Source organism: Streptomyces sp. 184, from assembly GCF_045781775.1.
Lineage (GTDB): Bacteria > Actinomycetota > Actinomycetes > Streptomycetales > Streptomycetaceae > Streptomyces.
In genome coordinates this window covers 3219419-3242545 of sequence record NZ_CP123230.1, presented here as the reverse complement: position 1 = coordinate 3242545, position 23127 = coordinate 3219419, and the positions used below count along the sequence as shown (strand labels likewise).

Sequence of the window (23127 nt, the reverse complement as noted above, 5' to 3'; positions counted from 1 at the left end):
AAGAATGGGAGCGCTCCCATTCCTCGCCTCCTCCCCCGGCGGCACCCTTACGAAACCTTTCGGCGGCCGCACGGCGGCCCGCGGCCGGGCGCTACGCGGCGCGTACGTCCGCCACCGCGCGGGCCAGGGCGGCGATGCCCCGGGCGATGGCGCGTTCGGACAGCGTCGCGTAGCCGAAGATCAGGCCGCCGGGGCCGGCCGGGTCGAGGCGGTAGCGGGCGACGCCGCGCAGCGCGACGCCGCGGCGGGCCGCCGCGGCGACGACCGCCGCCTCGTCGAGGTCCGGCGGCAGCCACGCCACCACGTGCTGGCCGGCCGCGATCCCGGTCGGGGTCAGCTCCGGCAGGTGGGTGTCGAGCGCCGCCAGCAGGGCGTCGCGGCGGCGGCGGTAGACGGGCCGCATGCGGCGCAGGTGGCGGTCGAACTCGCCGCGGCCGAGGAAGTCGGCGAACGTCAACTGGTCGATGACCGCCGAGCCGCGGTCGGCGAGCAGCTTGGCCTGCGCGACGTCGTCCACGAGGTGCGGCGGCACCAGCATCCAGCCGAGGCGCAGCCCGGGTACGAGGGTCTTGCTGGCCGTACCGCAGTAGACGACGCGGTCGGGGGCCAGGCCCTGGATCGCGCCGACGGGGGCGCGGTCGTAGCGGTACTCCGCGTCGTAGTCGTCCTCGATGACCAGCGCCCCGCGCCGCTGCGCCCAGCGGATCACCCGGGCGCGGGCCGCCGCGGACAGCACACCGCCGGTGGGCCACTGGTGCGACGGCGTGAGCACGACGGCATCCGCGTCGGCCTTCTCCAGTTCCCCGACGCGGATGCCGTCGGGGCCCACCGGGATGCCGACGACGTCCAGCCCGGCCGCGGCGGCCAGGGGGCGGGCGTCGTCGTCGGGCGACGGGTCCTCGACGGCCAGCCGGCGGGCGCCCCGGGCGGCGAGGACCTGGATGAGCAGCGAGACGCCCTGGCCGAACCCGGAGCAGACGACCATGTCCTTCGGGTCGGCCGAGGTGCCGCGGACGCGGTTCAGGTAGTCGGCCAAGGCCTGGTGCAGTTCGGGGACGCCGCGGCCGTCGAGGTAGGCGAACCGCTCGTTGGGCGTGGCGGCGAAGACGGTACGCACCGAGCGCAGCCACGCGGCGCGGGGGAACGTGGAGACGTCGGTGTGGCCGTAGCCGAAGTCGACGGCGGGCGGCGCCTCCCGGGCCCGCGTGCGGGGGGCGGGGCCGGGGCCGGTGCCCGGCTCCAGCGCGACCTGGGTGTAGCCGCCGGCGCGGCTGGTCAGGTAGCCCTCGGCGACGAGTTGCTGGTACGCCTCGACCACCACCCCGCGCGAGACCCCGAGGCCGGCGGCCAGCGTGCGGCTGGGCGGCAGCGACGCGCCGTGGCGCAGCCGGCCGGCCCGTACGCTCTCCCGGATCGACGCCGCGACCTGCCGGTGCAGCGGCTCCGCGCGGCTGCGGTCCCGGTCCAGTTCGATGAGCAGGTCCTCGGCGGTGCTGGAATTGGTCCGCAGTCGGTGCATGGAATCGGACCTTACCGCGGGTACCGATCCGCGTCAGGCTCGGCACATGACGACAGCGACGCACACCCGCACCGACCGCCCCGGCTCCCGCCTCGCCGCCCGCCTCGACGGCCGGCTCCTCTCCCCCGGCGACGCCGGCTACGACCCGGCCCGTACCGTCTGGAACGCCATGGTCGACCGCCGCCCCCGGATGATCGTCCAGGCCGCGAGCACGGCCGACGTGCAGGCCGCGGTGCGCTTCGCCCGCGACCGCGGCCTGGAGATCGGCGTCCGCTGCGGCGGGCACAACGTGGCCGGCTTCGCCGTCCCCGACGACGGCCTGATGATCGACCTGTCCCCCATGGGCGGCGTGCGCGTCGACCCGGTGCGGCGGCTGGCCCGCGTCCAGGGCGGCGCGCTGCTCGGCGCGCTGGACCGGGCCACGCAGCCGTACGGTCTGGCCACCACCGCCGGGAACGTCTCGCACACCGGCGTCGGCGGGCTCACCCTGGGCGGCGGCATGGGGTGGCTGGCCCGGCGGTACGGGCTGGCCTGCGACAACGTCGAGTCGTACACGGTAGTCACGGCGGACGGCGAGGTCGTGACGGCGAGCCGCACCGCGCACCCGGAGCTGTTCTGGGGGCTGCGCGGGGGCGGCGGCAACTTCGGCGTCGTCACGGAGTTCGAGTTCCGGCTGCACCGGACCGGCACGCGCACGCTGGTCGCCGAGTTCGACTTCCGCGCCGAGGACGCCGTGCCGGTGCTGGAGGGCTGGCGGGACCTGAGCGCCGCCGCGCCGCGCGAGGCGACGTTCACGGCCGACGTCGGCGACGGCCCGGCGGGCGGCGGGCCGCTGGCCACGGTCGGGTTCGTGTGGGTCGGCGACCCGGAGCGGGGGCGGCGGCTGCTGCCGGCGCTGCGCGCGCTCGGCCGGCCGGTCGCGACCCGGATCACCACGCCGTCGTACCTGGAGCTCCAGCGCCGCGACGACTCCACCGGCGGCCACGCCTACCGCCGCTACTCGGCGGGCCACTACCTGCGCGGCTTCCCGACCGCGGCCGTCGAGGCGTTCCTGCTGCGCGGCGCCGCGGACCTGCGGGGCGGCGGCTCCGGCCTGCCCGGGGTGGGCCTTCAGGCGCACGGCGGGGCCATCGCGGACGTCCCCGACGGCGACGCGGCGTTCGGTCACCGCGGCACGATGTTCGAGTTCGGCGCCGGGTCGCGCTGGACCGACCCGGCCGAGGACGGCGCCCGGATGACCGCCGCCCGCGCCGCGGGCTCGGCGATCGCCCCGTACGCGAACGGCGTCTACGTCAACTCGCTGACGGCCCACGACGGCCAGGGCGGCGTCCGCCGCGCCTACCCGGCCGCCAAGCTGGCCCGGCTGGCGGCGCTGAAGGGCGTCTGGGACCCGCACAACGTCTTCCGCCTGAACCAGAACATCCGCCCGGCCGCCGCCTGAGCCCTCCGGGAGCCGGACCCGGCTCCCGGAAGGCCGCGAGGACGGGCGGGCGCGCCGCGGCCGTACGGGTGACGGCGGGCGGCCGGCGGGCCGGCGTCAGCGCCCGAGCTTGCGCTTGAGCTGGGCCTTGTTCATCGACGAGCGGCCGTGGATGTTGCGGCGCCGGGCCTCGGCGTAGAGCTGGTCGTACGTGGGGCCCTCGGCGCCCCGGTGGGAGCGCAGGCCGCCCCGGCGGCCGGAGGAGATGTCGCGGGTGGAGGTGCGGCTCGCGGTGCGGGCCTCGCCGGTCCGGGCGCGCTCCTTGTTCACGGTGCGGGCGGCTATCTCCCTGGCCCGCGCGGAGCCGGCGCCGCGTTTCTGGGCGCCCTTCTTGATGTGCTCGTACTGGCGTTCCCGCTTGGGGCTGGATCCGCTCGGCATGGTTTCTCCCTGGTGGTGGTCGGTGGCGACGCCCTCATCGTCAGCCACCGGAGATTCCGTATCAAACGGACAGAACGGTTGATCGTCCTCTCCGGTTTCAGCCCACCGACCCGGGGCACCCGCGCCGGGAACGGCCTGCACGGCCCCACACAGCGAAGGGACGACCATGACCTACCACCCGGACGGCCAGCGCTCCGCTGCCCAGCAGGCGCTGCACACCGTCGCCCAGAACGGTCCGGACCAGCAGGCGCTGCACACGCTCGCCGAGACCCGTGTGCTGCTGCCCGACCCGAGCCCGCCGGAGGAGCCGGCCGCGCCCGAGGAGGCGCACTCGCTGAGCCTGCCGGTGGTGGAGCAGGGCGACGGCACCCGGCTGGTGCCGGTCTTCACCTCCGCCGACCGCCTGGAGCAGGTCTTCCCGGAGATCGAGCACTACAACGCGGTGGCGCTCGGCGACCTCGCCCGCGGCTGGCCCTCGGACGGTCCGTCGCTGGTCATCGACGCGGGCGCGCCGGAGGAGATGGCGCTGACGGCCCAGGGCGTACGGGACCTGCTGGCCACCGCCTGACCCCGCGGCGATGAGTTCCGCCGCGGCGGAACGTCTCCATCTCCACACCCGACCGCACCCACCGTGGAGACCGCCATGACCGCTACCTACACCTTCGACTTCTTCACCAGCCTCGACGGCTTCGGCGCCGCCGGCGGCGACTGGACCGGCTACTGGGGCAAGCAGGGCCCCGAGCTGCTCGACCACCGCCTCGCCCAGTACGCGGAGGAGCAGCGGATGGTCTTCGGGGCCCAGACCTACCGGCTGTTCTCGCGGATGCTCGCCGAGAGCACCGAGGAGTCCGAGGTACGCGACCCGTGGGTCACCCGGATGATCGGGTTGCCGGCGACCGTGGTGTCGACCACGCTCACGGAGCCCCTCGACTGGGCGGACGGGACCGTCGCCGGCGGGGACGCCGTCGATGTCGTCGCCCGGCTGAAGGAGGAGTCCGACGTGCCGCTGCGCTCGCACGGCAGCCTGGCGATGAACCGGGCGCTGATGGCCGCGGGTCTGGTCGACCGCGTCCAGGTGACGCTCTTCCCCGTGATCACCGGCCGCAGCGGTCTCGACCCGATCTTCCAGGGCGCGGCCGACTTCGACCTCGACCTGATCGGGACCCGGACCCTGGACGGCTCCATCCAGGAGCTGGTCTACCGGCCCACCCTGCACGGCTGAGGCGGGCTCCCGCCGCTCCGGCCCGGTTCGACGGCTCAGTTCGACAGGTTGATCTGCGGCCGGATCTGGTCGAACCCGAGGCCCGGGTGCGGCGTGGACGCCCGCTGCCCCGGTACGCGCGGATCGTCGCCGGCCGGGGCGGTCCACCAGCTCACGCTGCCCTCCTCGACGGTGCGCAGCAGGATCCCCTCCCGGATCGCCCAGGGGCAGACCGTGACCACGTCGATGCTCATCAGCTTCATCGCGGTGTGCGCGACCACCGCGCCGGCCAGCGACTGCCGGGCGCGGGCGGGCGAGATGCCGGGCAGCCGGGCGCGCTCGGCCGCGGGCAGCCCGCCGAGTTGCTTGACCGCGCGGCGGAGGTCCTCCTGCGCCATCGTGCGCGGTACGAAGGGTCCGTGCCGGCCGGGTGCGGCGCCGCAGAGCCGGGCGAGCTGCTGCATGGTGCGGGAGGTGACGACGGTGGTGCGCGGCGCCTCCCAGCGGATGCGCGCGGCCACGTCGCGCAGCCGGTGCCGCACGTGCCGGCGTACGGCCTTGACCTCGGCGGGCGACGGCGGGTCGTGCTTGCCGAAGAACTCGCGAGTGAGCCGGCCGGCGCCCAGCGGCAGGGCGATGGCGAAGTCGGGCAGCCGGCTGCGGCCGCAGGCGACCTCGAACGAGCCGCCCCCGATGTCGAGGACGGCCATCGGTCCGGCGCGCCAGCCCATCCAGCGGCGGGCCGCCAGGAACGTCAGCTCCGCCTCCTTCTCGCCGGGCAGCAGCTGGAGCACCACGTCGGTGCGCTCACGGACGGCGCGGCAGATGTCGCGGGAGTTGGGGGCGTCGCGCACGACCGCGGTGGCGAAGGCGAACGGCTCGGCCACCCCCCAGCGGCGGGCCTCCTCGCGCGCGGCGCCGACGGCCGCGGCCAGCTCACCGACGGCCCGTTCGCCCAGCCGCCCGTCGGCCTCCGCGAACTCCGCCAGCCGCAGTTGCCGCTTGGATGTGTGCACGGGAAGCGGCACCTGGCCGTCCGCATCCGCGACCACCAGGCGCACCGTGTGGGATCCCGCATCGATCACGCCGACTCTCATCCAGCCTCGGGTACCCCAACCGGCGGCTTCCTAGACATCCTTCCTCTACTGCTTCCTCTACTGCTTCCTCTACTGCTTCCTCCCCGGGTTCCTCTCCGGGTCCGGTCGCACCCGAGCGCTCCCGGGCTCACCGGAGCGGCCGCCCACCGGCAACTCCGGTGCCGTAAGCGCTTGATACTGGCCGGACTGCGGCAGCCCCCGCCCGCCGCGGAAAGAACCCTTTCCCTTACCGTCACGTATTCCGTGCGTCTACCCGCGTCAACTTGACAGTCGCGGGCCTGCTGCCAACCCGGGCGAGAACTCGTTTTCGGACTCGCTGTTCCGGGGGTGAAATTCCTCTTCACACCTGCTTTATCCGGCCCTAGCATGAGAACGCTCCCACCTCACGCGCCGCTGAGGTCGGGGACGCATTCGGTACGGCACCCCCACCCACAGCGTTCCGCACGAATGCTTCCCAGTCCCCGAAGCCGCACTCCCTTTTGTCTTCGCCCTCGCGCCCGCTCGGGCGCCCGGGAGCTCTTCGCCCTGCCCTGTCAGACCCTCAGCAGCGGCTGCACCGTCCTGCCCGTTTGCGGCACATGTGCTTTCACGAGCCGTCACCCGGCTCTCCCGTGCCCTCATTCGGTACGGCCGGCGCCGGATTCACCCGGCCCGGTCCAAAGATCCAGGAGATAGGAGAATCATGTCCGGTAAGTTGATTGCCGGTGGGGCCCTCGCGGCCTTACTCGCCACCACCCTGTCCACCCAGGCGGCGTCGGCGGACGAGGTACCGGCCGACGCCCCCGCGGAGCAGATCAGAGTCGGCATCCAGACCATCAACGGCTCCGGCTGCTCCGCCGGTACGGCGGCCGTGGCCGCCAACGCCGACAACACGGCGTTCACCGTGACCTACAGCGACTACCTGGCGGCGGCCGGCGCCGGCGCCAGCCCCGTGGACTTCCGCAAGAACTGCCAGCTCAGCCTGGTGCTGGACGTGCCCTCGGGGTTCACGTACGCGATCCAGAGCGTGGACTACCGCGGCTACGCGTACCTGGCGGACGGGGCGTCCGGTCTGGAGCAGGCGTCGTACTACCACATGGGTTCGCCGGAGACGACGACGAGCAGCCAGTCCTTCCAGGGCCCGTACGACGACAACTGGCAGGTGACCGACTCCAAGGAGTGGGCCGAGCTGGTGTGGGCCCCCTGCGGCGAGAAGCGGAACTTCAACGTCAACACCGAACTCCGGGTGTATCGCGGCACGTCCGCCCATGGAGCCACCAGTCTGATGACGATGGACTCCACCGACAGTGCGGTGAGCACGAAGTATCACCTGGCGTGGAAGGAGTGCTGAAATACCGGGAGGTGTAAGCACCTTACCCGCGGTACACCTTCGGAGACGGTTACGGAATTCCCGCCCCTCTCCCCTGTCGCGCCGGCATGCCGCCGGTGCGTGTCTTGACGGAATCCGGCGCAGCGGACCCGTTTGCCGCCCGCGCGCCGAACTCCGCCCGCATGGTCCGTTCTTGGGCATTGCCGTGCCCGGATAACGGTCCATCCGACCGATTGGAGAACCATGACTCTTGTCGCAGGCAGTGTCCTGGCAGCATTACTGGCCGCGACCGTCAGCAGCCCCATCGCGTCGCCGTCCCACGATATCGCGACGCCGCCGTACTTCGAAGACGTACCGGCCGACCAGATGGCGATCCAGGTGCTCACCGTCAACGGCACCGGGTGCGAGCCGGGCAGCGCCGCGATCGCGGTCTCCGCGGACAACCAGGCGTTCACCGTGACGTACAGCAACTACACGGCCCTCGTCGGGGTCGGCTCGACGCCGACGGACTTCCGCAAGAACTGCCAGCTCAACCTGGCCGTGAAGGTGCCCGGGGGCTTCACGTACGCCATCGCCAGCGTCGACTACCGGGGGTACGGCTACCTGGCGAACGGCGCGAGCGGCCTGGAGAAGGCGTCGTACTACTTCCAGGGGTCGCCCGACACCGACTCCTTCACCCACAACTTCAACGGACCGATGGACGACAACTGGACCACGACCGACGTGACGGACCTGGAGTCGCTGGTCTGGGCGCCGTGCGGGGAGATCCGCAACTTCAACATCAACACGGAGCTGCGGGTCAACGCGGGTACGTCGGACCCGAAGACGACGACCAGCATGCTGGCCATGGACTCGACGGACGGAGAGATCGAGACCACGTACCACGTGGCCTGGCGCGAGTGCCTGCCGGGCGAGGACTGACCCGCGGCTGACGGGAGGACCCGCCCCGCACCGGGAGCTTTCCCGGTGCGGGTGCGGGGGCGTGCGGGTGCCGCCCGGCGGCTCAGCGCAGGTCGAGCCGCATCAGGACCCGGGGGTGGCCGGAGAGCACGGACGTGGTGTCGGCGGCGTGGGTGAAGCCGGCGCGCTCGAAGTTCTTCCGGAGCCCCGCGTACGCCATCGTCAGGTCGACCCGGGCGGAGCCGTTGTCCAGCGGGTACGCCTCGACGGCCGGGGCGCCGTGGGCGCGGGCGAAGTCGACCGCGCCCGCGATGAGGGCGTGCGAGATGCCCTTCCTGCGGTGGCCGGGGCGTACCCGTACGCACCACAGCGACCACACGGGCAGGTCGTCCACGTGCGGGATCTTGCGGTTGCGCGCGAAGGTGGTGTCGGCGCGCGGCGCCACGGCCGCCCACCCGACCGGCTCGTCGCCGTCGTACGCGAGCACGCCGGGCGCCGGCTCGGCGGCGCACAGCCCGGCGACGTACTCGCCGCGGGCGGGTCCGCGCAGTTCGTTGTTGAGCCGGGAGGGGATCCGGTAGCTCAGGCACCAGCAGACGTTCGCCGTCGGCGACTTCGGCCCGAGCACGGCCCGGACGTCCTCGAAGACGGCGGCGGGGCGGACGTCGATGGTCATGGCACGAGGATGCCACGCGGGCGCCGGCGGTGCGGGGGAGCCCCGGTGCCGCTCAGGCGTGCGCGTGCTCCCTGACCTCCGCCGCCACGCCCTTGTCGAGCGCACAGCGCACCAGCGCCGCCGTGAACGGCGTGAGCTGCGGCTCGCTGACGAGCCGGGCCAGCCGGGACGGGTCCTTCGGCAGGTCCAGCCGGCCGGCGCCCTGCACCACCTTGGCGTCGATGTACGGGGCGGCCTCCGGCCAGACCCCCTGGACCTCGCGCAGGAAGATGGTGGCGCCCACCGGCCCGAGCCCGGGGACCTGCTGAAGCAGCTCGCCGAGCCGGCCCACGTCGCCGTCCGCCTCGCGGCGCAGCTCGCGCAGGTCGCCCCCGTAGGTGTCCAGCAGCAGCCGGGCGCCCTCACCGAGCTGGGTGGCGGTGCCTTCGTCGTAGCGGCGGTAACCGCCCTCGCCGAGTGCGTCGACCCGCTGCTGCCAGGTGGCCTCCGCCATCCGGCGCGGGTCGCGCATCCCGGCGTCGGCCAGGGCGCGGGCCGCGGTGACCGCGGCGCTCGCCCGGATCGGGGCGCTGAGCAGGCAGGAGAGCACCAGCAGCCGGTAGAGGGGCTGGGGCGTGTTCCGCAGCCGGATGCCCGCGTCCTCGGCGTACGTGCGTCCGTACGCGTCGAGCAGTGCGTGCACCGTGCGCTTCTCGTTCTTCGTCACGGTTGTGTCCTCCGCGCTCTGGGGTGTGTTCTTCGGGTGCGGGCCCCCGGTCCGCACCCGCCTGGGTCAGACGGTCCCGGCGCCGTCCGCCGCGGCGAGGTCGCGGGCAGCCGCCGCGATCGCCTCCGCGTCGATGCCCGCCGCCGCGAGCTGCTGCGTGCCGGTCGCCGAGCCGGGCATGGTGCGTACCGCCAGCCGGGCCAGGCGCGGGGCGGGCCGGCCGTCGGCGAACGCCTCGGCCACCGCGTCGCCGAGGCCGCCCTGCGGGCGGTGGTCCTCGACGGTGAGCACCCGGCCGGTCAGCTCCGCCGCGGCGCGCACCGCGGCGACGTCGAGCGGCTTGAGGGAGTACAGGTCCAGCACGCGCGCCCCGATGCCCTCCGCGGCCAGCAGGTCGGAGGCGGCGAGCGCCTCGTGCACGGTGACCCCGGCCGCGGCGATCGTCACGCTGTCCTCGGACGAGGCGCGCAGCAGCTTGCTGCCGCCGATCGGGAAGTCCTCGTCGGGCCCGTAGAGGACGGGCCGGGCGCCGCGCATGGTGCGCAGGTAGCGCACGCCCGTCAGCCCCTCGTCGGCCATGGCGGCGACGAGCCGCGCGGTCTGGTTGGCGTCGCAGGGGTGCAGCACGGTGCTGCCGTGTACGGCGCGGAACATCGCCAGGTCCTCCAGCCCCATCTGCGACGGGCCGTCCTCGCCGATGGCGACGCCGGCGTGCGAGCCGACCAGGCTGAGGTTCGCCCGGCTGACGGCGGCCATGCGGACGAAGTCGTGGGCGCGGGTCAGGAACGCGGCGAAGGTCGCGGCGAACGGGGCCCAGCCGCATGCCTGCATGCCCACGGCCGCGGCGACGAGCTGCTGCTCGGCGATGTAGCACTCGAAGTACCGCTCGGGGTGCTCCTTGGCGAACAGCTCGGTGCGGGTGGAGTCGCCGACCTCGCCGTCCAGGGCGACGACGTCCGGGCGCGCGGTGCCGAGCGCCGCCAGCGCGTGCCCGTACGCGTCGCGCGTGGACACCTCGTCCCCCGTGTCGTACCGGGGCAGCGCGGGATGCGGCGCGGCCGCGCGCGGCGGCGCGTCGGCGTGCGGCGGGGCGTGCGGCTCGACGCGCAGGTCGGAGGTGCCGCCCAGCTCGGCGATCGCCGCCTCGGGGTCCGGCAGGGGCTTGCCGTGCATGCCCTCGCGGTTCGCGACGGCCGCGACCCCGCTGCCCTTGACGGTGCGGGCGAACACGGCCGTCGGCCGGTCGGTCACCGAGGCGGCCTCGGCGTACGCGGCATCGACGGCGGCCACGTCGTGGCCGTCGACCTCGACGGTGTGCCAGCCGAAGGCGCGCGCCCGGTCGGCGTACGCGTCCAGGTCCCAGCCGTGCCGGGTGGGCCCGCGCTGGCCGAGCCGGTTCACGTCGACGATCACGGTGAGGTTGGCCAGGTGCTCGTACCCGGCGTGCTCGAACGCCTCCCAGACCGAGCCCTCGGCCATCTCGCTGTCACCGCACAGCACCCACACCCGGTACGGCAGGTGGGCGAGCCGCTTGCCCGCCAGCGCCATGCCGACGCCGATGGGCGGCCCCTGCCCCAGCGACCCCGTGGCCACGTCGACCCACGGCAGCATCGGCGTCGGATGCCCCTCCAGCCTGCTGCCGAGCTTCCGGAACGTCAGCAGTTCCTCGTCGTCCACGGCGCCGACCGCCTTGAACGCCGCGTACAGCAGGGGCGAGGCGTGCCCCTTGGACAGCACCAGGCGGTCCGCCCCGGGGTGGTCGGGCCGGTCGACGTCGTAGCGCAGATGCCTGGTGAGCAGCACGGCCATCAGGTCGGCGGCGGACATCGACGAGGTCGGATGGCCGGATCCGGCGGCGGCAGCGGCCCGTACGGCGTCCACGCGCAACTGTCGGCCGAGCGCGGTGGGCAGTTCCAGATCCACGTCGGCGGCGGTCATGTCGTTCTCCTTGTCCGAGCGGTGCAATCGGGCCAGGAACACGCCGGGAGACCGGTCCGGTCACGTACGCGCCGAGCCCTGGTCGGTCATGGGGTCCGGGTACCACGCGGCGAGGGGCACTAACGACCGATCCTCGGGCGCCGCGGGCTGCGACACCGCGGGTGACCTGCGGTCAGCCGAGTGTGCACGCGGCGTACGCGGGCGGCGGTCAGCGGGTGAGCCAGGCGCCCAGGCGGGAGAGGCGGGGGAGGCGTTCGCGGTAGTCGCGGCCGCTGCGGTCCAGGGCTTCCAGGAGGCGGGCGGAGCGGTGCTCCGTGTCCAGTTCGTCGAGGATCCGGTTGACGTCGGCGAGCAGTGCGCCGTAGAGGAACCAGTTCTCCTCGTCCTCCTGGACGGTGTCCAGGAGCAGCGTCTCCACCCGGTCGCGTACGGCGTGGGCCGCCGCCAGGTCCGCCTCCAGCCGTCCGGCCGCCGTCTCGGCGCTCGCGGAGACCTCGGTCGACACCAGTTGCGCGAAGCTCACCAGCGCGTCCCCGACGTAGCCGAGCAGGTCCTGGAGCGCCGCGCCCACGTCGCGCGGGAACAGCGGCTCGCGGGGGCTCCGCGCCTTCGCCAGGTCCGCCAGGCCCCGGGTGAGGACGCGCACCACCACCGCGCTGATCTCCAGCGTGTCCAGACCGGTGCGCAGCACGACCCGGTGCATCAGCCCCTCGCTCACCCGGGGGTTGAGCCGCAGGCTGTCCTCGGCGCGGCGCAGCGAGGTGTCGACCTCGCCGACGAAGTCGTCCAGCTCGCGCGCCGCGCGCAGCCGGTCCGCGGCCACGGCGGGCGGGGTGACGACGGTGAGCTGCTCCGCGCTGCGCAGCAGCAGGCGGCGCAGGCGGCGGGCCAGGTCCTCGATCGCGTCGCCGGCGTCCTCCACCCACACCGGGGGTGCCAGCAGGAGGTTGAACGTCAGGCCCACGACGGCCCCGATGAGCGTCTCCAGGATCCGCGTGAACGCCGTGTCCCCCACGTGGGTGACGCCGAGGACGAGCATCGCGCTGATCGCGACCTCGGGCACGAACTCGTTCACCCGCACGATGCGGCCCGCGACCAGCGAGCTGAGGATGATCAGCCCGAGGCTCCACCAGCTCAGCCCGACCAGTGCGCTGAACCCGCTGGCGATCAGCACCCCGACCACGACGGCGGTGACACGCCGGGCGCCGGTGGTGAGCGTGGCGTAGAAGGTCACCTGGACGACGAGCAGCGCGGTGAGCGGCGCGGTCAGCGGCTTGTGCCCGCTGCTGAGCTGGAGGGCGACGACGTACGCGAGGGTGGCCGCCATGGCGGCGCGCAGCGTCTGCGACACGGCGGGCGCGCGGACCCGGTCGGCGAACCCGGCCAGGCGCGGGTGCCGTCTGATGGCGTCGGCTGCGTCGGACCTCAGCGCTCCTCCGGGTGACGTCGCGGCTGCGGGCGCCGCGGGCGGGCGGTCCGCCGCGGCGCCGGTGAACAAAGCACAACGTCTCACAGAGACCGCCGCCACTGCCGCGCGGCGCCACCCCCTCGGGTCCGCGTGGGCCGAGGGGGTGGTGTGGGGGGTGCGGTCGGGCCGGGCCCGGTGGCCCGGCGTGGGTCAGTCCCCGGTGCCGGTGAGGACCGGCGTCTGCCAGTTGCGCCACTCGGCCAGGTTGCCGGCCTTCCTCGGCGAGATCCGGAACACGCCGGGGGCGCTGCCCGTGCCGTGCAGGAACGTCGCGATGCTCTGCTGGAGGGGCCCGCGCCACTCGGACCGCGACGCGCAGTGCGTGCCGTCCTGCACATCGGACCAGTAGCTGATGTTCGGGCCCGCGCCGAGCGCCTTGTAGACCTCCGCCCCGCCGAGCGCCGCCACGCTGCCGGACCGGGCGCCGAGCCAGTCGACGTGCGGGTTCTCCATGATGAACAGACCGCGCGGCGCGACCATGCCGACTATCTCGTGGGTGTCCACGGGCAGTTGGGCGGGGTTGCCGGTGTACGGGCCGAACGCGTCACCCAGCCACGGCTGCTCGGAGTACCCGCTGCTCAGCGGCTGTGCGCCGCTCTCCTTCGCGATGCTGCGGAGGGCGGGCGCGCCCGCGGTGCCCGACTCGACGGGCATCGTCAGGGCGATGCGCTGGTCGAACGCGCCGGCCACGAACGCGCCCTTGCCGAACCGCGAGCAGCCGGTGACGCCGGTCGACTCCGCCCGCAGCACGCTGCCGTCCGACTGCTCGACGACGTCGATGATCCGGCTGACACCCCAGGCCCAGGCCATGAGCAGCCCGGTGCTGCTGGAGGAGCCGTAGACGCTGTAGAAGGCGCCCTGCTTGTTGGTGCGCGGGGTGCCCTCGCGGCCCACGGCGTACGGGTCGAAGTTGACGACGGCGGCGCCCGCGGCCTTGATGGCGGCGGTGTCCGCGCCGAAGCCGCCGTAGACGACGACCGCGGGGAACGGGCCGGTGCCGGCGGGCAGGTCGACGCTCGCCGAGAAGCTCGCGCTGCGGCCCTGGTCCGAGACGTTCACGGTGATCCCGGTGCGCGAGACGCTGCCGGTGACGCCGGCGGGCTTGGGCGGCTTCTGGCCGTAGACGGTGCGCTCGGCCAGCTCCCTGATCTCGGCCCGGCGGCAGCGCCAGTCGGACCTGGTGGAGATGCGGGTGCCGTCCAGCTTCGTGAAGGGGTCGGGCAGCAGGGAGTCGGACGGCGTGGCCGGGCTGGGTACGGGGCAGTCGGCGCCGTCGTCCTCGACCGCCGGGGCCGCTTGCACGGCGGTCCCGATGCGGTCCGCGGCGGCTCCCGGGGGCGCGTCGAGGGTCGCGGCGAGTGTCGCCGCGGCGGCCACGACGGCGGCGACCGCCCATGCGAGTGGTCGGTGCCGGCGGAGCGGGTGGCAGCGCATGGGGGGCCTCCAAAGAATGGGAGCGCTCCCATACCGTAGGAAGGGGCCCGCGGCGCGACAACAGTTATTTTCAGCCACTTTCGTGATGTACAGCGAAAGTTTCGGCGCGCCTCCGCCCGCACCGGCGGCCACGGCCGAAGCCCTCCTCCCTCAGCCGCCGACCACCGCACTCGACGGCACCCGGTCGGCCGGCACCGAGAACACCGCCACATACGGCTTCGGATCCCCGCACGCCCCATCCGCCGGCACCGGCCGCAGCCGCCGCGCCGTGATCTCCAGCAGCAGGTCGTCGCCGCAGCCGCGGCCCTCGAAGGCGAAGCGCCGCGCGGGCCCCGGCAGGTCCGAGTCGTACGCGCTCCCCAGCTTGCCCCGGAGCGCCATGGCCGCCGCCTTTGGCAGCGGGCGCACGAAGGCGTCGAACTGGTCGGGCTGGCTGACCTCGGCCGCCCGCGGCTCCGGCGCCGCCGCGGCGCCGTCGTCCAGCGGCGCGTACGCGAGGAGTTCCGCCGGCCCCGGCTCGCCCGGCGAGGTGCCGCCGATGGTCGGGTGCGCGCCGACGTCCTCCTCCGGGACGGCGAAGACCGTGAGCACGTCCCACGGGCTCTCGCACGTCTCGTACGTCGTGGTGTCGGTCAGCCGCGCCGAGTAGCCGGTGCCCTCCGCGTACGTCAGGACCGCGCCCTCGGCGCTGGTGCAGCCGCTGCTCCAGCTCGTGGCGACCAGCGCCTCGGCGTCCAGGTCGCGGCCGAGCAGCTTCTCCCGCAGCTCGACGCCCATGCTCTCCTGCGGGAACCAGCCGGCGAACGCCTGCACGTCCGCCGGCGACCGCAGCATCGTGCTGACCGGCGCGAACCCGTGCCCCTGCGCGAAGTGCACGGCCTCCGCCCCGGGCACCACCGCGTCCGCGCCGCCGCCCGGCCCGGACGTCCGCTGCCCGGTCGAGTCGTCCACGGCCCACCACATGCTCACCACGAGCAGTACGCCCGCGACGACCGCCGCGGCGACCGTCCATCCGCCGTCGCGCCGCCGCGCCGCGATAGGGTCCCCCGTCATGCCGTCCCCCCTCGTTTCCCCCGTACTCCGCTTCGACGGCACCGCGCTCCCGGCGGTTCCGCGGTTCCCCCGGACGGGTGCATGCGGAACCTCCGCGTCCTGCGGAGGCGTTGAGAGGGTGACCGCGGCACAGCGGTCTTCGGTACGACGACCGGAACTGACGAGTCGGGCGGTACGCCCGCAACCCGAGGTGGCATTCAGTGTCGATGTTTGATCGGATCAAGGACCAGGCCAAGGGCCTTCAGCAGTCCCGGGGTGGCTCGCGGCCCGGGGGCCAGGGCACCGGCTCGACGGGTTCGGGCGGTGGTTCCAAGGCCCAGCTCGTGAGCATGTTCAAGTCGCAGCTCAGCTCGATGAAGACGGAGCTGAAGAGCGGTGCGTACCGGGACGCGAGCATGGCGATCTGCGCGCTCGTGGCGGCGGCGGACGGGCACGTGCACCCCGCCGAGCGGGAGCGCATGGACTCGCTGATCGTGAGCAACGACGTGCTCCAGAACTTCCCGCCGGAGCAGTTGCGGCAGCGGTTCACCAAGCACCTGGACCGGCTGACGGTCAACTTCCAGCAGGGCAAGGCGGAGGCGATGCAGGAGATCGCGAAGGCCGCGAAGAAGCCGGCCGAGGCACGGGCGGTGATCCAGACCGGGTTCGTCATCGCCGGCGCCGACGGCCACATCGACCCCTCCGAGCAGCAGGTGCTCCGCGAGGCGTGCACGGCGCTCGGCGTGTCGCCCACGGAGTTCGGCATCTGAGGCCGTACGGGCCCGAGGTCCGCGTGCCCCGTGCGCCTCTCAGGCGTACGGGACACGCGGCGCTCGGCGCGTGTCAGGCCCCGCCGAAGCGGCTGCGCCACAGGTCGCGCAGCAACGCGATCTCGGCCATGTGGTGGATGAACTCCAGATTGCCCGCCCACAGCACATCGACGTAGGGCACGTCGGGATCCGAGGCGTGCGGGTACTGCGAGAAGCCGACCGTGTCGAGCTGCTCCTCGGTGACGGTCGCGACGCTCTCGCGCCAGCGGTCGACGGTCTCCCAGAACCGCGCGACGGCCCGCTCGGCGGAGGGCGTGAAGTCGACCAGCAGCCCCGGGTCCCGCCGCCGCTCGCCGAAGGTCCACTCCCAGCCGCCGGCGAAGCCCGAGTGCAGATGCCCCAGCCGCCACGCGATGGTGGTGACCGGGGCCTCGTCGGGCTCCAGCGGGCCGGTGTGGGCGAGGACCTCGCGGACCCGCTCGACGCTCACGTCCCAGTCCGCGGCGACCTTCTCGACGGGCATGCCCTCGGCGACGTCCCGCGCCACGCCGGCGTACTCGCTGTTCGGGATGGACGCGGCGCCCTTGTCGAGCACCCACTCCCCCGGCCCGTACGCCCGGGGCGTCGTCGCCTCCGCCCGCCGCCGGACCGACCAGCAGCCGGGCACCGGCTCCCACCGGAACTCCTCGTCGCCGAGCCCGGCGAGACGCAGCTCGGCCGACTCCCTGGCCATGTCGAACTGGTCCAGCAGCAGGCTCAGCCGCCCGCTCGGCGCACGCCCGTCCGCCATCCCCGTCTCCCTCCGCGGCCGCGGGCCTCGCGGCGGCGCCCTGCGGAGGCTAGCGGCTGCCCCGGCGGAGGGCGACGGGATTTCGCACGGGCCGGGAGGGACAAGGGGGGCCGGGGCCCGGTCAGCCGCGGTACGCCTCCAGCAGCCGCAGCCACACCTCGCTGATCGTCGGGTACGACGGGACCGCGTGCCACAGCCTGCTCACCGGGACCTGGCCCGCGACCGCGACGGTCGCCGAGTGGATCAGCTCCCCCACCCCGGGACCGACGAACGTGACGCCGCGCAGGATCTCCTCGTCCAGGTCGACGACCATGCGGGCCTGCCCGCGGTAGCCGTCGGCGTACAGCCCCGCGCCCGCTACCGAGCCCAGGTCGACGTCCACCGCGCGCACCCGGTGGCCGGCCCGTACCGCCTCGGCCAGCGACATCCCGACGGCCGCGGCCTCGGGGTCGGTGAAGACGACCTGCGGGACCGCGCCGTGGTCGGCGGTCGCGGCGTGCGCGCCCCACGGGTCCGACTCCAGCAGCGGCACGCCCTGCGCCCGGGCGGCGATCGCGGCGCCCGCGATACGGGCCTGGTACTTGCCCTGGTGGGTCAGCAGCGCGCGGTGGTTGACGTCCCCGACCGCGTACAGCCACTCGCTGCCCTCGACCCGCAGGCTGTCGTCCACGGCCAGCCAGGAGCCGGGCTCCAGGTCCACGGTCTCCAGGCCGATGTCGTCGGTGCGGGGCGCGCGGCCGGTGGCGAAGAGGATCTCGTCGGCCTCGATCGTGTCGCCGGCGTCGGTGGTCGCGACGACGGTGCCGTTCTCGCGGACCACGGAGGTGACGGAGGTGCCGGTACGGACCCGGGCCCCGGCCTCGGTCAGCGCCTCGGCGACCAGTTGGCCGGCGAAGGGCTCCATGCGGTCCAGCAGACCGTCGCCGCGGACGAGGAGGGTGACCTCGGAGCCGAGCGCCTGCCAGGCGGTGGCCATCTCGACGCCGACCACGCCGCCGCCGACCACGATGAGCCGGCCGGGGACGGTCGCGGAGCTGGTGGCCTCCCGGCTGGTCCACGGCCGCACGTCGGCGAGCCCCGGCAGGCCGGGCAGCACGGCGCGGCTGCCGGTGCAGACGGCGACGGCGTGCCCGGCGGTCAGCGTGCGCACCCCGCCGTCGGCGTCGGTCACGGTGACGGTGCGCGGCCCGGCGAGGCGGCCCCGGCCGCGGTAGAGGTCGGCGCCGATGCCGTCCAGCCAGGCGACCTGGCCGTCGTCCTGCCAGTGGGAGGTGAACGCGTCCCGGTTGGCGAGGACCGCGGGCGCGTCGAGGTCGCCGGTCACCAGCCCGCTCAGCCCGGGGACGCGGCGGGCGTCGGCGCGCGCGATCACCGGCCGCAGCAGGGCCTTGCTGGGCATGCAGGCCCAGTACGAGCACTCGCCGCCGACCAGTTCGCTCTCGACGACCGCGGTGGACAGGCCGGCGGCGCGGGTGCGGTCGGCGACGTTCTCGCCCACCGGCCCGGCGCCGAGGACGATCACGTCGTACGCGAAGGATTCCGTTTGCTCCATGGGGCCAGTGTGGCCGGTGGGTGCGCGGGGGCGGAACAGCGGGCCGCCGGGGTGTGTCGCCCGCGCCGTACCCTGCGCTCCGCGGCGGCCGAGGGCGGCGGGCAGGGCCCCGACCGGTCGCCGGCCCGGGTCCCGCGGGGGCGGCGCCGGGCGCGCGGTGCGGTCAGCGGCCGTGCAGCAGGCTGGTGAGGAACTCGGCGGCGTCGGTGCTGGTGCTCGTGGCGGCGGCGAGGTTGTCCAGGGCCAGGCGGTAGCGGTCGACCTCGCTCGGCTTGTCGATGCGCACCGTGCCGGAGAGCTGGTCCAGGCAGACCACGTCCGGCAGTTCGGGCTCGGCGAACCGGAGCATCGTCAGCGACTGCGCCACCGCCGCCGGGCCGCCCGCCGCCAGCGGCACCACGTCGAGGGTGACCGTGGGGTGCTCGACGTGCAGCCGCAGCAGGTGCCGCAACTGGCCCTCCATCACCCCGGGGGCACCGACGGAGCGCCGCAGCGCGGCCTCGTCGAGCAGCACCCAGCAGCGCGGCGGGTCGGTGCGGGTGAGGGCCTGCTGACGGCGTTCGAGCAGGTGCAGGCGGCGCTCCACGGTCTGCACCGGGTCCCGCGGGAAGCCGAGTTGCGTCACGGCGCGGGCGTAGGCGGGGGTCTGGAGCAGGTCGGGGATGCGCTGGGACTGGTAGCTGCGGATGACGGTGGCGGCTTCCTCCAGGCCGAGGTGGGTCTCGGCCTGACTGGGTATCAGGTCGCTGTACTCCTGCCACCAGCTCGGCGCGTTGGCGCCGCGGGTCAGGGCCGCGTACTCGTCGAGTTCGTCCTCGTCGACGATGCCGTAGAAGTCGAGCAGCGCCGCGACGTCGTGGTCCTTGCAGCCGCCCTGGCCCAGCTCCAGCCGGCACAGCTTGGCGACCGAGGCGCCGATCGCCCGGGCGGCCTCCTGCAACTGGACGCCCCGGTCCTGGCGCAGCCGCCGCAGCCGGGCGCCGAGAACGGACCTACAGACCGGCCGGCCGCCGCGCTCGTGGTCGCCGACGTACGGGATCTCCGGGTCGTGCACTGCCGCCATCGGCACCGTCATCGGTCCTCCGCAGGCGATGGGCCTTCGCCACCAAGACTCACGCTACCCGGCGAAGGGTAGCCCGCCACGGGCGGCAAAAGTGCAGCTTGGCCCGAACTTTACGAGCGGCGGACCTGCCGGCGGCGGCAATGCGCCACGGTGGCGCATCGCCGCTCACGGTTTGCGGGCGACCCCGCCCAGGACGGCCATCTCCACCGGGCTGCCGATGTCCACCGGTTCCGGCCGCCACAGCGGGCAGGACACCATGCCCGGCTCCACCGGCTCCAGGCCGTCGAGGTAGCCGGCTATCTGCGCCGTGCTGCGCAGGTGGTACGGCACGGCGCCGGTGGCGTTGTAGCCGGCGATCGCCCGGCTGTACTTCTCGTTCCCCTCGACGCCGTCGCGGATCGCGAGGTAACTGCCGGACGGCAGCGGGTCCATCAGCCGCCGCACCACCGACCGGGCCCGCTCGTAGTCGTCCACGTGCGCCAGGATCCCCATCAGGATGACGGCGACCGGCCGGTCGAGGTCCAGGGTGCGCGCCGCGCCCGCGAGGATCGACTCGGGGTCCTCGACGTCGGCGTCGAGGTACGCGGTCGCGCCCTCGGGGGTGCTGGTGAGCAGGCCGCGGGCGTGGGCGAGGACGAGCTTGTCGTTGTCGACGTAGACGATGCGGGAGTCGGGGGCGATGCGCTGGGCGACCTCGTGGGTGTTGTCGGCGGTCGGCAGCCCGGTGCCGATGTCCAGGAACTGCCGTACGCCCGCCTCCCCCGCGAGGTGGCCGACGACCCGCCGGAGGAACTGCCGCCCGCTGCGGGCCAGGTCGATGATCTCCGGGAAGACCTGCTGGAACCGGGCGCTGGCGGCGCGGTCCGGCTCGTAGTTGTCCTTGCCGCCGATCCAGTAGTTGAAGATCCGGGCCGAGTGCGGCACCGACGTGTCGACGACCACCTGCTTCGCTCCCTCGTGGAACGCTTCCTCTGGCATGGACTCCACCGTCCGGGTCGGGGGCGCGGCCCGGACAACGTAGCCGAGCCGCGGCCCGCCGTCACCGGCGCCCGCCGGCCGCGGTGGCGCGCCCTGCGGTCATCCCCCGCCGCCCGCCATGCCGCGGGACATCGCGAGGTGGCTCGCCAGCAGCCCGCCGTCCACCGGCAGGCTGACGCCGGTGATCCACGCCGCGTCGGGCGAGGCGAGGAACGCGACCGCCGCGGCGATGTCGTCCGGCTCGCCGACGCGGCCCAGCGGATAGTGCTCCACGACCCGGGCCAGGACCTCCGGCCGGTCCTCCCAGACGGCGGTGCGTACGGTGCCCGGCTCGACGAGGTTCACGCGCACGCCGCGCGCGGCGCTCTCCACGGCCAGGGTGCGGGTGAGGGAGACGAGCGCGGCCTTGGCGGCGCTGTAGGCGTGCTCGCCGTAGTGGCGTTCGGCGTTGACCGAGCCGATGTTGACGATCGCGGCCCGGCCCGGCGCCCCGGCGAGCAGCGGCAGGGCCGCGCGGGCGCAGCGCGCGGCGCCGTGCAGGGTGACCTCGAAGTCCTCGTACCAGGCGGGCTCCTGCCAGTCCTCGAAGCGGGGCGGGTCGAGGTGTACGGAGTAGGCGTTGTTGACCAGCACGTGCAGCCCGCCGAAGGACTCCGCCGCGTGCGAGACCGCCGCCCGCACCGCCTCGCCGTCCGTCACGTCGCACGCCCGCGCCGCGGCGGTGCCGCCGGCGGCGCGGATGGCGGCGGCGGCCCGCTCGGCGCGGGGCCCGTCCCGGTCGGTGACCAGCACGCGCGCGCCCTCCGCGGCGAACCGGCGCGCGACCGCCTCTCCGATGCCCTGTCCGGCGCCCGTGACGAGCACCGCGTATCCCTCGAATCGCGTCATCGGACCAGGTTAGGAGGCCGGGGCCGGGGTGGGACCCGGAGGGGGCCGGTGCCGGGCGGGACTGTGTGCCCGGACGCGGTACGCCCCGTGCGCCGCCGCATCGCCGCGCGCCCCGACCGCAGGAACACGGCCGCCCGCCTGGCGTTTCGGCGGGGGCGGAGCGTGGAGGATGGGGCGGGTGAGTGCTGCGGTGGCCGAGGCCCTGTCCGTCACGCTGCTGGCCGCGGTGCTGGTCAGCGCGGTCGTACGGCCGTGGGGGCTGCCGGAAGCGGTGGTGGCCGTGCCGGCCGCCGGGGTCGTCGTCGCCACCGGGGCCCTCTCCCTCGACCACGCGGCCGACGAGGCGGCCCGGCTGGGGCCGGTCGTCGGGTTTCTGACGGCGGTGCTGGTGCTGGCCCGACTGTGCGGCGACGACGGGCTGTTCGAGGCGTGCGGCGCGTGGATGGCCCGTACCGCAGCGGGACGCCCGCGGCGGCTGCTGGCGCAGGTCTTCGTCCTCGCCTCGGCGATCACCGCGGTGCTCAGCCTGGACGCCACGGTCGTGCTGCTGACGCCGGTGGTCTTCGCGACGGCCGCGCGGCTGGGCGCGCGGCCGCGACCGCACGTGTACGCCTGCACCCACCTGTCGAACGCCGCGTCGCTTCTGCTGCCGGTCTCCAACCTCACCAACCTGCTCGCCTTCGCCGCGAGCGGGCTGAGCTTCACCCGGTTCGCCGCGCTGATGGCGCTGCCGTGGCTGGCGGCGATCGCCGTCGAGTACGCCGTCTTCCGCCGGTTCTTCGCCGTCGACCTCGATGCCGGCGCCACCGCCCCGGCCGCCGCGGCGCCGCCCCGGCTGCCGGTGTTCGCGCTGGCCACGGTGGCGTGCACGCTGGCCGGCTTCGCGGTGGCCTCGGCGCTGGGGGTGGATCCGGCGTGGGCGGCGTGCGCGGGCGCGGCGGTCCTCGCGGCGCGCGCCCTGATCCGGCGCCGTACCACCCCGGCCGCCCTCGTGCGGGCCACCGCGCTGCCGTTCCTCGCCTTCGTCCTCGCCCTCGGCCTGGTGGTCCGCGCGGTCGTCGACAACGGCCTCGGCACGGCCCTGGGCCGGCTGCTGCCGGAGGGCACCGGCCTGCTCGCACTGCTGGGCACGGCGGCGCTGGCGGCCGTGCTCGCGAACATGATCAACAACCTTCCCGCGGTGCTGGTGCTGCTGCCGCTGGCGGCCCCGTCGGGCTCCGCGGCCGTGCTGGCGGTGCTGCTGGGCGTGAACATCGGCCCGAACCTCACCTACACGGGCTCGCTGGCGACCTTGCTGTGGCGGCGCGTGGTGCACGCGCACGACGCGGAGGTGGAACTGAAGGAGTTCACCCGGCTCGGCGTGTACGCCGTACCGGCGAGCCTGGGCGCCGCGGTGCTGGCACTGTGGGTGTCGCTGACCGTGATCGGAGGAGGGTGAGCCGTGGCCGTGGTGGTGTGGATCGTCGAGGGCACATGGCCCGCGTGCGTGGACGCCGCGGGCACGCACGCGCCCGACGGCGCGGAGGTCGTCCTGCTCCACGTCGCCCCCGCGGACGTGCCCGGCGCGGCGCACGGCGCGCTCGCAGGGCTCCTCGGCCGGGGCCGGCCCGACCCCGGCGAGCGGCTGGAGCACCTCGCGGACGCCTCCGCCGACGCGCTGCTGGCCGAGGCCGCGGCGCGGCTGGGCCGGCCCTGCACCCGGGACAGGCGCGCGGGGCGGGCCGAGCGGGAGGTCGTCGCGGCGGCGGAGGGCGCCGACCTGCTGGTCGTCGCCCGGGACGGCGACCGCTCGCACCTGGGCCCGCGCAGCCTGGGCCCGGCGAGCCGCTTCGTGGTCGACCACGCGCCGTGCCCGCTGCTGCTGGTGTGGCCCGAGTCCGCCCCGAGCACGTCGACGCTCCCGCCACCACCACCGCCGCCGCCGCCGCACGGTCCGTGACGGCGC

22 protein-coding genes are annotated in these 23127 nt (G+C 74.6%); 8 read left to right on the top strand and 14 right to left on the bottom strand.

What is annotated here, in order from left to right:
• Positions 1-91: 91 nt before the first annotated feature.
• The gene (locus QBL21_RS13685; protein WP_407562436.1) at positions 92-1519 is read right to left on the bottom strand and encodes a PLP-dependent aminotransferase family protein; all 1428 of its coding nucleotides are present in this window, start codon (positions 1517-1519) and stop codon (positions 92-94) included.
• A gap of 46 nt (positions 1520-1565) precedes the next feature.
• On the opposite strand from QBL21_RS13685, the gene QBL21_RS13680 reads away from it, so the two are divergent.
• A complete protein-coding gene (locus QBL21_RS13680) occupies positions 1566-2960 on the top strand; it encodes an FAD-binding oxidoreductase (protein WP_407562435.1) in 1395 nt (464 codons plus the stop codon).
• 96 nt (positions 2961-3056) lie between these two features.
• Here the strand turns inward: QBL21_RS13680 and QBL21_RS13675 are convergent, their stop codons facing one another.
• Positions 3057-3380, bottom strand: coding sequence for a plasmid stabilization protein (locus tag QBL21_RS13675; protein WP_407566416.1), 324 nt, complete (start codon positions 3378-3380; stop codon positions 3057-3059).
• A 166-nt stretch (positions 3381-3546) separates the two neighbouring features.
• On the opposite strand from QBL21_RS13675, the gene QBL21_RS13670 reads away from it, so the two are divergent.
• Both QBL21_RS13670 and QBL21_RS13665 read left to right on the top strand, forming a co-directional pair.
• Positions 3547-3948, top strand: a complete 402-nt coding sequence (locus tag QBL21_RS13670; protein WP_407562434.1) for an SseB family protein — start codon at positions 3547-3549, stop codon at positions 3946-3948.
• Positions 3949-4023: 75 nt separating this feature from the next.
• Positions 4024-4602 (top strand): dihydrofolate reductase family protein, encoded by a 579-nt coding sequence (locus QBL21_RS13665; RefSeq protein ID WP_407562433.1) that lies wholly within the window; start codon positions 4024-4026, stop codon positions 4600-4602.
• Between the two features lie 35 nt (positions 4603-4637).
• On the opposite strand, the gene QBL21_RS13660 is transcribed toward QBL21_RS13665, so the two are convergent.
• Complete coding sequence (locus tag QBL21_RS13660; RefSeq protein WP_407562432.1) at positions 4638-5678, bottom strand: Ppx/GppA family phosphatase; 1041 nt, start codon at positions 5676-5678, stop codon at positions 4638-4640.
• 682 nt (positions 5679-6360) lie between these two features.
• Here QBL21_RS13660 and QBL21_RS13655 point away from each other — a divergent pair.
• A complete protein-coding gene (locus QBL21_RS13655; protein WP_407562431.1) occupies positions 6361-7008 on the top strand; it encodes a DUF4360 domain-containing protein in 648 nt (215 codons plus the stop codon).
• Positions 7009-7353: 345 nt separating this feature from the next.
• Positions 7354-7908, top strand: coding sequence for a DUF4360 domain-containing protein (locus QBL21_RS13650; RefSeq protein WP_407566415.1), 555 nt, complete (start codon positions 7354-7356; stop codon positions 7906-7908).
• A gap of 82 nt (positions 7909-7990) precedes the next feature.
• Here QBL21_RS13650 and QBL21_RS13645 read toward each other — a convergent pair whose 3' ends face one another.
• The 6 genes from QBL21_RS13645 to QBL21_RS13620 all read right to left on the bottom strand — a co-directional run bounded on the left by QBL21_RS13645 (position 7991) and on the right by QBL21_RS13620 (position 15162).
• Positions 7991-8563 (bottom strand): GNAT family N-acetyltransferase, encoded by a 573-nt coding sequence (locus QBL21_RS13645; protein WP_407562430.1) that lies wholly within the window; start codon positions 8561-8563, stop codon positions 7991-7993.
• A 52-nt stretch (positions 8564-8615) separates the two neighbouring features.
• Positions 8616-9269 carry an endonuclease gene (locus QBL21_RS13640; protein WP_407562429.1) on the bottom strand — a complete coding sequence of 218 codons (654 nt, stop codon included), beginning with the start codon at positions 9267-9269 and terminating at the stop codon, positions 8616-8618.
• Positions 9270-9335: 66 nt separating this feature from the next.
• On the bottom strand, positions 9336-11207 hold the full coding sequence (locus tag QBL21_RS13635; RefSeq protein WP_407562428.1) for a transketolase: 1872 nt from the start codon (positions 11205-11207) through the stop codon (positions 9336-9338).
• 208 nt (positions 11208-11415) lie between these two features.
• The gene (locus QBL21_RS13630; protein WP_407562427.1) at positions 11416-12705 is read right to left on the bottom strand and encodes an FUSC family protein; all 1290 of its coding nucleotides are present in this window, start codon (positions 12703-12705) and stop codon (positions 11416-11418) included.
• Between the two features lie 120 nt (positions 12706-12825).
• Positions 12826-14109 (bottom strand): cellulose-binding protein, encoded by a 1284-nt coding sequence (locus QBL21_RS13625; RefSeq protein WP_407562426.1) that lies wholly within the window; start codon positions 14107-14109, stop codon positions 12826-12828.
• Positions 14110-14259: 150 nt separating this feature from the next.
• The gene (locus tag QBL21_RS13620) at positions 14260-15162 is read right to left on the bottom strand and encodes a hypothetical protein (RefSeq protein ID WP_407562425.1); all 903 of its coding nucleotides are present in this window, start codon (positions 15160-15162) and stop codon (positions 14260-14262) included.
• Between the two features lie 206 nt (positions 15163-15368).
• Here QBL21_RS13620 and QBL21_RS13615 point away from each other — a divergent pair, with 206 nt between their 5' ends.
• On the top strand, positions 15369-15911 hold the full coding sequence (locus QBL21_RS13615; protein WP_407566414.1) for a tellurite resistance TerB family protein: 543 nt from the start codon (positions 15369-15371) through the stop codon (positions 15909-15911).
• 73 nt (positions 15912-15984) lie between these two features.
• Here the strand turns inward: QBL21_RS13615 and QBL21_RS13610 are convergent, their stop codons facing one another.
• From QBL21_RS13610 to QBL21_RS13590, 5 genes are all read right to left on the bottom strand, one after another.
• Positions 15985-16701, bottom strand: coding sequence for a DinB family protein (locus QBL21_RS13610; RefSeq protein ID WP_407562424.1), 717 nt, complete (start codon positions 16699-16701; stop codon positions 15985-15987).
• Between the two features lie 121 nt (positions 16702-16822).
• Positions 16823-18253, bottom strand: a complete 1431-nt coding sequence (locus QBL21_RS13605) for a dihydrolipoyl dehydrogenase family protein (protein ID WP_407562423.1) — start codon at positions 18251-18253, stop codon at positions 16823-16825.
• Positions 18254-18416: 163 nt separating this feature from the next.
• Positions 18417-19328, bottom strand: coding sequence for a helix-turn-helix domain-containing protein (locus tag QBL21_RS13600; RefSeq protein WP_407562422.1), 912 nt, complete (start codon positions 19326-19328; stop codon positions 18417-18419).
• A 153-nt stretch (positions 19329-19481) separates the two neighbouring features.
• Complete coding sequence (locus tag QBL21_RS13595) at positions 19482-20294, bottom strand: SAM-dependent methyltransferase (protein WP_407562421.1); 813 nt, start codon at positions 20292-20294, stop codon at positions 19482-19484.
• A gap of 99 nt (positions 20295-20393) precedes the next feature.
• Positions 20394-21182, bottom strand: coding sequence for an SDR family NAD(P)-dependent oxidoreductase (locus tag QBL21_RS13590; RefSeq protein WP_407562420.1), 789 nt, complete (start codon positions 21180-21182; stop codon positions 20394-20396).
• A 178-nt stretch (positions 21183-21360) separates the two neighbouring features.
• Here QBL21_RS13590 and QBL21_RS13585 point away from each other — a divergent pair, with 178 nt between their 5' ends.
• Positions 21361-22620 carry an SLC13 family permease gene (locus QBL21_RS13585; protein WP_407562419.1) on the top strand — a complete coding sequence of 420 codons (1260 nt, stop codon included), beginning with the start codon at positions 21361-21363 and terminating at the stop codon, positions 22618-22620.
• Between the two features lie 3 nt (positions 22621-22623).
• Positions 22624-23121, top strand: a complete 498-nt coding sequence (locus QBL21_RS13580) for a universal stress protein (protein ID WP_407562418.1) — start codon at positions 22624-22626, stop codon at positions 23119-23121.
• The last annotated feature ends 6 nt before the right edge of the window (positions 23122-23127 follow it).

Coding starts and splice junctions, on each gene's coding strand:
- QBL21_RS13620 (WP_407562425.1), bottom strand. CDS start 15,162: ATGACGGGGGACCCTATCGCGGCGCGGCGGCGCGACGGCGGATGGACG.
- QBL21_RS13675 (WP_407566416.1), bottom strand. CDS start 3,380: ATGCCGAGCGGATCCAGCCCCAAGCGGGAACGCCAGTACGAGCACATC.
- QBL21_RS13605 (WP_407562423.1), bottom strand. CDS start 18,253: ATGGAGCAAACGGAATCCTTCGCGTACGACGTGATCGTCCTCGGCGCC.
- QBL21_RS13645 (WP_407562430.1), bottom strand. CDS start 8,563: ATGACCATCGACGTCCGCCCCGCCGCCGTCTTCGAGGACGTCCGGGCC.
- QBL21_RS13660 (WP_407562432.1), bottom strand. CDS start 5,678: ATGAGAGTCGGCGTGATCGATGCGGGATCCCACACGGTGCGCCTGGTG.
- QBL21_RS13670 (WP_407562434.1), top strand. CDS start 3,547: ATGACCTACCACCCGGACGGCCAGCGCTCCGCTGCCCAGCAGGCGCTG.
- QBL21_RS13610 (WP_407562424.1), bottom strand. CDS start 16,701: ATGGCGGACGGGCGTGCGCCGAGCGGGCGGCTGAGCCTGCTGCTGGAC.
- QBL21_RS13635 (WP_407562428.1), bottom strand. CDS start 11,207: ATGACCGCCGCCGACGTGGATCTGGAACTGCCCACCGCGCTCGGCCGA.
- QBL21_RS13665 (WP_407562433.1), top strand. CDS start 4,024: ATGACCGCTACCTACACCTTCGACTTCTTCACCAGCCTCGACGGCTTC.
- QBL21_RS13615 (WP_407566414.1), top strand. CDS start 15,369: ATGTTTGATCGGATCAAGGACCAGGCCAAGGGCCTTCAGCAGTCCCGG.
- QBL21_RS13590 (WP_407562420.1), bottom strand. CDS start 21,182: ATGACGCGATTCGAGGGATACGCGGTGCTCGTCACGGGCGCCGGACAG.
- QBL21_RS13650 (WP_407566415.1), top strand. CDS start 7,354: ATGGCGATCCAGGTGCTCACCGTCAACGGCACCGGGTGCGAGCCGGGC.
- QBL21_RS13595 (WP_407562421.1), bottom strand. CDS start 20,294: ATGCCAGAGGAAGCGTTCCACGAGGGAGCGAAGCAGGTGGTCGTCGAC.
- QBL21_RS13625 (WP_407562426.1), bottom strand. CDS start 14,109: ATGCGCTGCCACCCGCTCCGCCGGCACCGACCACTCGCATGGGCGGTC.
- QBL21_RS13685 (WP_407562436.1), bottom strand. CDS start 1,519: ATGCACCGACTGCGGACCAATTCCAGCACCGCCGAGGACCTGCTCATC.
- QBL21_RS13655 (WP_407562431.1), top strand. CDS start 6,361: ATGTCCGGTAAGTTGATTGCCGGTGGGGCCCTCGCGGCCTTACTCGCC.
- QBL21_RS13680 (WP_407562435.1), top strand. CDS start 1,566: ATGACGACAGCGACGCACACCCGCACCGACCGCCCCGGCTCCCGCCTC.
- QBL21_RS13600 (WP_407562422.1), bottom strand. CDS start 19,328: ATGACGGTGCCGATGGCGGCAGTGCACGACCCGGAGATCCCGTACGTC.